Annotated in this window: 7 protein-coding genes and 1 pseudogene; all 8 read right to left on the bottom strand. The window is 73.4% G+C overall.

The window, feature by feature from the left end:
* A pseudogene (locus B0E53_RS13085) lies at nucleotides 1-474 on the bottom strand (primosome assembly protein PriA); the annotation flags it as partial.
* Between the two features lie 59 nt (nucleotides 475-533).
* Nucleotides 534-1739, bottom strand: a complete 1206-nt coding sequence (gene metK / locus B0E53_RS13080; protein WP_107076313.1) for a methionine adenosyltransferase — start codon at nucleotides 1737-1739, stop codon at nucleotides 534-536.
* A gap of 83 nt (nucleotides 1740-1822) precedes the next feature.
* Entirely contained in the window at nucleotides 1823-3031 is a 1209-nt protein-coding gene (gene coaBC / locus B0E53_RS13075; RefSeq protein WP_107076312.1) for a bifunctional phosphopantothenoylcysteine decarboxylase/phosphopantothenate--cysteine ligase CoaBC, read from the bottom strand.
* 15 nt (nucleotides 3032-3046) lie between these two features.
* On the bottom strand, nucleotides 3047-3310 hold the full coding sequence (gene rpoZ, locus B0E53_RS13070; protein WP_007075826.1) for a DNA-directed RNA polymerase subunit omega: 264 nt from the start codon (nucleotides 3308-3310) through the stop codon (nucleotides 3047-3049).
* Nucleotides 3311-3356: 46 nt separating this feature from the next.
* Nucleotides 3357-3890 carry a guanylate kinase gene (locus B0E53_RS13065; protein WP_107076311.1) on the bottom strand — a complete coding sequence of 178 codons (534 nt, stop codon included), beginning with the start codon at nucleotides 3888-3890 and terminating at the stop codon, nucleotides 3357-3359.
* Nucleotides 3891-3915: 25 nt separating this feature from the next.
* Complete coding sequence (gene mihF / locus B0E53_RS13060; RefSeq protein ID WP_013285515.1) at nucleotides 3916-4233, bottom strand: integration host factor, actinobacterial type; 318 nt, start codon at nucleotides 4231-4233, stop codon at nucleotides 3916-3918.
* Between the two features lie 179 nt (nucleotides 4234-4412).
* Complete coding sequence (gene pyrF, locus B0E53_RS13055) at nucleotides 4413-5249, bottom strand: orotidine-5'-phosphate decarboxylase (RefSeq protein ID WP_107076310.1); 837 nt, start codon at nucleotides 5247-5249, stop codon at nucleotides 4413-4415.
* Between the two features lie 116 nt (nucleotides 5250-5365).
* A complete protein-coding gene (locus B0E53_RS13050; protein ID WP_107076309.1) occupies nucleotides 5366-6640 on the bottom strand; it encodes an adenosylmethionine--8-amino-7-oxononanoate transaminase in 1275 nt (424 codons plus the stop codon).
* Between the last annotated feature and the right edge of the window lie 10 nt (nucleotides 6641-6650).

The following is a 6650-nucleotide window of genomic DNA, read 5'->3' as shown; positions in this document are numbered from 1 at the left end:
GCGCAGGAACGCCGGCCCGGCCGGGTAGTCCCGCCACCCGCGCGGGTCGACCGGTCCGGACGCTGCCGGACCGGCGTCCACGGAGCCGGTCGCCGGGGTGGCGGGGTCGGCGGCGGTCGGCGGGGTGGCGTCGGCGCCGGTCGGGTCGGTCGCGGTGACGTCCTTCTCGACCCGGGCGTGTCGGGGCGGGACGGCGAGCCGGAGCACGTCGGCGAGGCTGCCGGCGTAGCGGTCGGCGACCGCGCGGGCCAGCTCGGCCACCTCCGGCGCCAGCACCGGCACCGGGGAGACCACCTTCTCCAGGTACGCCAGCCGGGGGTGCGCGGACTCCGCGACGCGCTCCAGCAGCCAGCCGTCGACGAGCTGCCCGGCGAAGCGGACCTTCACCCGCACCCCGGCCCGGGCGTCGGCGTCGAGGGTGTCCGGAACGAGGTAGTCGAAGGGGCGGTCGAGGTGCGGCAGGGGCACGTCCACGCAGACGCGAGCGACCGGCGACCCCTCGGCGGGTCGCCGGTCGCCGCGCCTGGTGCCGGTCAGGCTCCCGCGGCCGACTTGAGGTCGGCGGCCCGGTCGGTGCTCTCCCAGGTCAGGTCCGGCAGCTCCCGGCCGAAGTGGCCGTAGGCGGCGGTCTGCTGGTAGATCGGGCGGAGCAGGTTGAGGTCCCGGATGATCGCGGCCGGGCGCAGGTCGAAGACCTCGGCCACGGCCTTCTCGATCGAGGCGACCGGCACGGTCTCGGTGCCGAAGGTCTCGATGAAGAGGCTCACCGGGTGGGCCTTGCCGATCGCGTACGCGACCTGCGCCTCGCAGCGCTCGGCCAGGCCGGCGGCGACCACGTTCTTGGCCACCCAGCGCATCGCGTACGCGGCGGAGCGGTCCACCTTGGACGGGTCCTTGCCGGAGAACGCGCCGCCACCGTGCCGGGCGTAGCCGCCGTACGTGTCGACGATGATCTTCCGGCCGGTGAGGCCGGCGTCGCCCATCGGGCCGCCGATCTCGAAGCGCCCGGTCGGGTTGACCAGCAGCCGGTAACCCTCGGTGTCCAGGCCGAGGCCCTCCAGCTCGGGGGTGATGACGTGGTCGCGGACGTCCGGGGTGAGCAGCGATTCGAGCGAGATGTCGGCCGCGTGCTGGCTGGAGACCACGACGGTGTCGAGCCGGACCGGGCGCAGCCCGTCGTACTCGATGGTCACCTGGGTCTTGCCGTCGGGCCGCAGGTAGGGGATCGTGCCGTCCTTGCGCACCTGGGCGAGCCGGCGGGCCAGCCGGTGGGCGAGCGCGATCGGCAGCGGCATCAGCTCGGGCGTCTCCGAGCAGGCGAAGCCGAACATCATGCCCTGGTCGCCGGCGCCCTGCGCGTCAAGCGCGCTCTCCGACGAGCCGGTACGCAACTCGAACGCGTTGTCCACCCCCTGCGCGATGTCCGGCGACTGGGCGCCGATGGAGACGCTCACGCCGCAGGAGGCGCCGTCGAAGCCCTTCTTCGACGAGTCGTAGCCGATCGACAGGATGGTGTCCCGCACGATGGTCGGGATGTCGGCGTACGCCTTCGTGGTCACCTCGCCGGCGACGTGCACCTGGCCGGTGGTGATCAGCGTCTCGACCGCGACGCGGCTGTGCGGGTCCTTGGTGAGCAGTGCGTCGAGAATGCCGTCACTGATCTGGTCGGCGATCTTGTCCGGGTGGCCTTCCGTGACCGATTCGGACGTGAAGAGACGTGTCACGGCACTCCTAAGCATGTGAAGACTTTTAAAGGTCGCTCGGCGGCAGTTTAGTCACCGTGCTCCCAGGGTGACCCGGGGAACCGGAGAGTGACCAATCGTCAGGACCGCTCCCGCAACCGGGCGGCCACGAGGTCCCAGACGGCGTCGGCCAGATCCTCCTTGGGCTGCTCGGGCATCCGGTGCACCGACCCGTCCGCCCCGATCACCGTGGCGGCGTTGGTCTCGGCCCCGAAGACCTTGTCCACCCCGACCTCGTTGATCACGATGAGGTCGGCGCGCTTGCGGGCCAGCTTGGCCCGGCCGTTGGCCTCGGCGTCGCCGGTCTCCGCGGCGAAGACCACCAGCACCTGCTCCGGCCGCCGGCGTCGGCCCAGCTCGGCCGCGATGTCCGGGTTGGTCACCAGCTCGATGGTGGGCGCGGTGCCGTCGTCCGACTTCTTGATCTTACCGGGCGCGTACGTCGCCGGGCGGAAATCGGCGGGCGCGGCGGCCATCACCACGGCGTCCGCGTCGGCGGCCGCCTCCAGGGTCGCCTTGCGCAACTCCTCCGTGCTGCCCACCCGGACCAGGTCGGCGCCGGCCGGGTCGGCGAGCGCGACGTTGGCCGAGACCAGGGTGACCCGGGCGCCCCGGGCCACGGCGGCGCGGGCGAAGGCGTAGCCCTGCTTGCCGGAGGAGCGGTTGCCGAGGAAGCGGACCGGGTCGAGCGGCTCCCGGGTGCCGCCGGCGGTGACGACCACGTGCCGGCCGGCCAGGTCGGCCGGGGCGGCGCCGCCGCGGGCGAGGGCCCGGCGGGCGACCGCGAAGATCTCGGCCGGGTCGGGGAGCCGGCCCTTGCCGGTGTCCTTGCCGGTGAGCCGGCCGACGGCGGGCTCGATCACCACCACGCCCCGGGACCGCAGGGTGGCCACGTTGGCGACGGTGGCCGGGTGCTCCCACATCTCGGTGTGCATGGCCGGCGCCAGCACCACCGGGCAGCGCGCGGTCAGCAGGGTGTTGGTGAGCAGGTCGTCGGCGAGGCCGTGGGCGGCCTTGGCGAGCAGGTCGGCGGTGGTGGGCACCACCACGACGAGGTCGGCGTGCTGCCCGAGGCGGACGTGCGGCACCTCGTGGACGTCGGACCAGACGTCGTCGGCGACCGGCTGGCCGGAGAGCGCGGCCCAGGTCGGCGCCCCGACGAACCGGAGCGCCGACGCGGTCGGCACGACCCGGACCCGGTGGCCCGACTCGGTGAAGAGCCGGAGCAGCTCACACGCCTTGTAGGCGGCGATGCCGCCGCCGACCCCGAGGACGATCTCGGCGGCCATCGGCGCGGGCGGGGCTTACGGCTGGTCGGTCGGCTCGGCGGTGAGCAGACCCGCGTTGATCTCGCGCATGGCGATGGAGAGCGGCTTCTCCTGGGGGGTGGTCTCCACCAGCGGGCCGACGTACTCCAGCAGGCCCTCACCGAGCTGGCTGTAGTAGGCGTTGACCTGGCGCGCGCGCTTGGCGGCGAAGATGACCAGCGCGTACTTCGAGGTGGTCTTCTCGAGGAGCTCGTCGATCGGCGGGTTGGTGATGCCCTCGGGGTTGGCGATGGATCCCACGAAATAACCTCTGCGTCTTTGTGCACCGCCCGGAAGCGGTGGCCTCTCAACCGCTCGGGCGCGGTCGGGCCGGAGCCAGGAAGGAAGAACCGAGCAAGCCTACCAGCTCCTCGGCCGCGCGCTCGGTCCGGTCGTGCACCACGGCGTGTGCGAAGGCGGCCGCGACGGCCGGGTCCGGCCGGTACGCCGGCGGGGTGAGCAGCACCAGTCGCGCGTCCGGGGCCACGGCCCGGACGGCGAGCGCGCCCGGCAGGTCCAGCGGGAGCAGCACCGGCTGTCCCTGCGCGAGCCGGGACCGCACGCCCGCGCGCGGCACCCCGCGCCGGTACGGCCCGATCCGGCTCCACTCCAGCAGTTCGTCGGCCGCGACCATGCGGTCGAAGCCCGCCGCGTCGAGGAAGAGCCGGTCGACGCCGTCCACCTCGCCGGGGCAGGCGGGCCGGGTGGTCGCGGCCACCGGCACCCACACGGACGGGAAGCGCGCCCGGACGAGCTCGACGACACTCCCCCCGCCGGCCCCCGAAGGTCCGGCCAGGACAGTGAGCCGAGCCGCCGGGCGCGCCTCGTCATCCATGCTCACCGCTTGTTTCTACACGGTGGGCCGTTCAGTTGGCGGCGAACTCTCCAAGCAGCGCCTTGCGCTGCTGCTCGCCCAGGCCACGCAGCCGACGGCTGTCAGCGATCTTGAGCTTCTCCATGATCTGGGTGGCTCGGATCTTGCCGATGCCCGGCATCGCCTGGAGCACGGCCGAAACCTTCAGCTTGCCCACGACGTCGTCGGACTCGGCCCGCTCGAGGACGGTGGCGAGGGTGGTCTTGCCCTGCTTGAGCTGCTCCTTCAGCTCAGCACGGGCCTTGCGGATCTCCGCGGCCTTCTCCAGCGCGGCAGCGCGCTGTTCGGGGGTCAGTGACGGGAGCGGCACCAGTTCTCCTCAGGTCCCTAGTACGACGGGCGGGGCGCACCGCCGCATCTGTGAAACGTGGTGTCGCTGGCAACCAAAGGGGTCCGTGGTTCCCAGCGCGGGGAAAACTAGCGGTCAACGGAGTTTTCGGCAACGTGGGCGCGCGAAGATCAACGGAAAGTGACCGAGCCGTCAGTCAGTCACGAGGTGGCCAGGGCGGCCCGGCACTCGGCCAGCACCCGGTCGGTGGCGGCCCGCAGGGCCTCCTGGTCCGGCCCCGCGCCCAGCACCTCGCGGGAGTAGGACGGCAGCACCGAGGGCAGGCTGGAGCCGAACACGGTACGCAGGTCGGCGGCCGTCGCGCCCTGCGCGCCCAGCCCGGGTGCGAGCAGCGGACCGTTCACGCCGGCCAGGTCGTGACCGGTGTCGCCGATCGTCGCGCCGACCACCAGACCGAAGCTGCCGAGGGGATCGGCACCCCGGTTGAGCTGGGAAATCTCGTCGATGACGGTCTGCGCGACGGTGCGCCCGTCGGCCCCGACGGCACGCTGCACGGCGGCTCCCTCGGGGTTCGAGGTGAGCGCCAGGACGAACACCCCGCCGCCGTGCGCGGCGGCCAACTCGAACATCGGCGCGAGCGAACCTACTCCCAGGTAGGGACTCGCGGTGACCGCATCGACATACAGCGGGCTGGATGGATCAAGGTACGCCGAGGCGTACGCGCTGACCGTCGAGCCGATGTCGCCGCGCTTGACGTCGAGGAGAACGAGCGAGCCCGAATTTCGCAACTGTCGGATAGTTGACTCGAGAATTCCGACACCACGGGACCCGAAGCGCTCGAAGAACGCCGACTGGGGCTTGACCACGGCCACCCGGTCGCCGATCGCCTCCACCACGATCCGGCAGAACCGGTCGAGGCCCTCGACGTCGTCGGACAGGCCCCAGCGGGCGAGCAGCCCGGGGTGCGGATCGATCCCCACGCAGAGCGGTCCCCGCTCGGCCACGGCCCGGTGCAGGCGGGCGCCGAAGGTCTCCATCGCGTCTCTCCCTCTCCCGGCGCGGCGCCGGGCCGCGTCGTGTCCGGCGGGCGGCCTCCCGCCGCCGGTCGTACCGTCCGCCGACCGGGCGGCCGGTCGGCGGGTGCCTGCCGGCCTCAGCCGGCCTTGACCGCCGCGGCCACACCGGCCGCGATCCGCGCCACGTCCGCCTCGTCGCAGACGTACGGCGGCATGGTGTACACGAGGTCCCGGAACGGGCGCAGCCAGACGCCCTGGGCCACCGCGGCGGCGGTCGCCCGGGGCAGGTCCACCTCGTGGTCGAGCTGCACGACGCCGATCGCGCCGAGCACCCGCACGTCGGCCACCCCGGGGGCGTCCCGCAGCGGCGCCAGGCCGGCCCGCAGACCCTCGGCGATGCCCGCCACCCGGCCGGCCCAGTCCCCGGTCCGCAGCAGGCCCAGGGAGGCGTTGGCGACCGCGCAGGCGAGCGGGTTGCCCATGAAGGTCGGGCCGTGCGCCAGCACGCCGTCGGCGGAGATGGCCCGGGCCACCTCGGGGGTGCAGAGCGCCGCGGCCAGGGTGAGGTAGCCGCCGGTGAGCGCCTTTCCGACGCAGACCACGTCCGGGGCGACCCCGGCGTGCTCGGCGGCGAACATGGTGCCGGTCCGGCCGAAGCCGGTGGCGATCTCGTCGAAGACCAGCAGGATGCCGTGCGCCCGGGTCACCTCGCGCAGCACCCGCAGGTAGTGCGGGTGGTGGAACCGCATCCCGCCGGCGCCCTGCACCACCGGCTCCACGATCACCGCCGCCAGCTCGCCCGCGTGCCGCTCCACCGCGTCCACCAGCACCGCCTCGTACGCCGGGTCGGGCGGGGTGTCGAAACCGGCCGGCGGCACCGGCGCGAACACCTGCCGGGGCAGCACGTCGCCCCAGAGGTGGTGCATGCCGCCCTCGGGGTCGCAGACGCTCATCGGGTGGAACGTGTCGCCGTGGTAGCCGCCCCGCCAGGTGCCCAGCCGGCGGCGTTCCGGCCGCCCCACGGCCCGCTGGTACTGCAGGCACATCTTCACCGCCACCTCGACGCTGACCGACCCGGAGTCGGCCAGGAAGACGTGCTCCAGGCCGTCCGGGGCCAGCTCCACCAGGGTCCGCGCCAGGCGCACGGCGGGCTCGTGGGTGAGGCCGCCGAACATCACGTGGCTCATCCGGCCGAGCTGGTCGGTGACCGCGGCGTCCAGCACCGGGTGCCGGTAACCGTGGATCGCCGCCCACCAGGACGACATCCCGTCGACCAGTTCCCGGCCGTCGGCCAGCCGCAGCCGGACCCCCTCGGCGCTGTCCACCACGTACGGCGAGCTGGCCGGCGGCAGGGCCGCGTACGGGTGCCAGACGTGCCGGCGGTCGGCGGCCAGGATCTCCTCAGGCGTCACGCTTCTCCTT

It is taken from the genome of Micromonospora sp. MH33 (assembly GCF_003013775.1).
Taxonomy (GTDB): domain Bacteria; phylum Actinomycetota; class Actinomycetes; order Mycobacteriales; family Micromonosporaceae; genus Micromonospora; species Micromonospora fulviviridis.
This window is presented reverse-complemented; position numbering and strand designations above follow the sequence as displayed.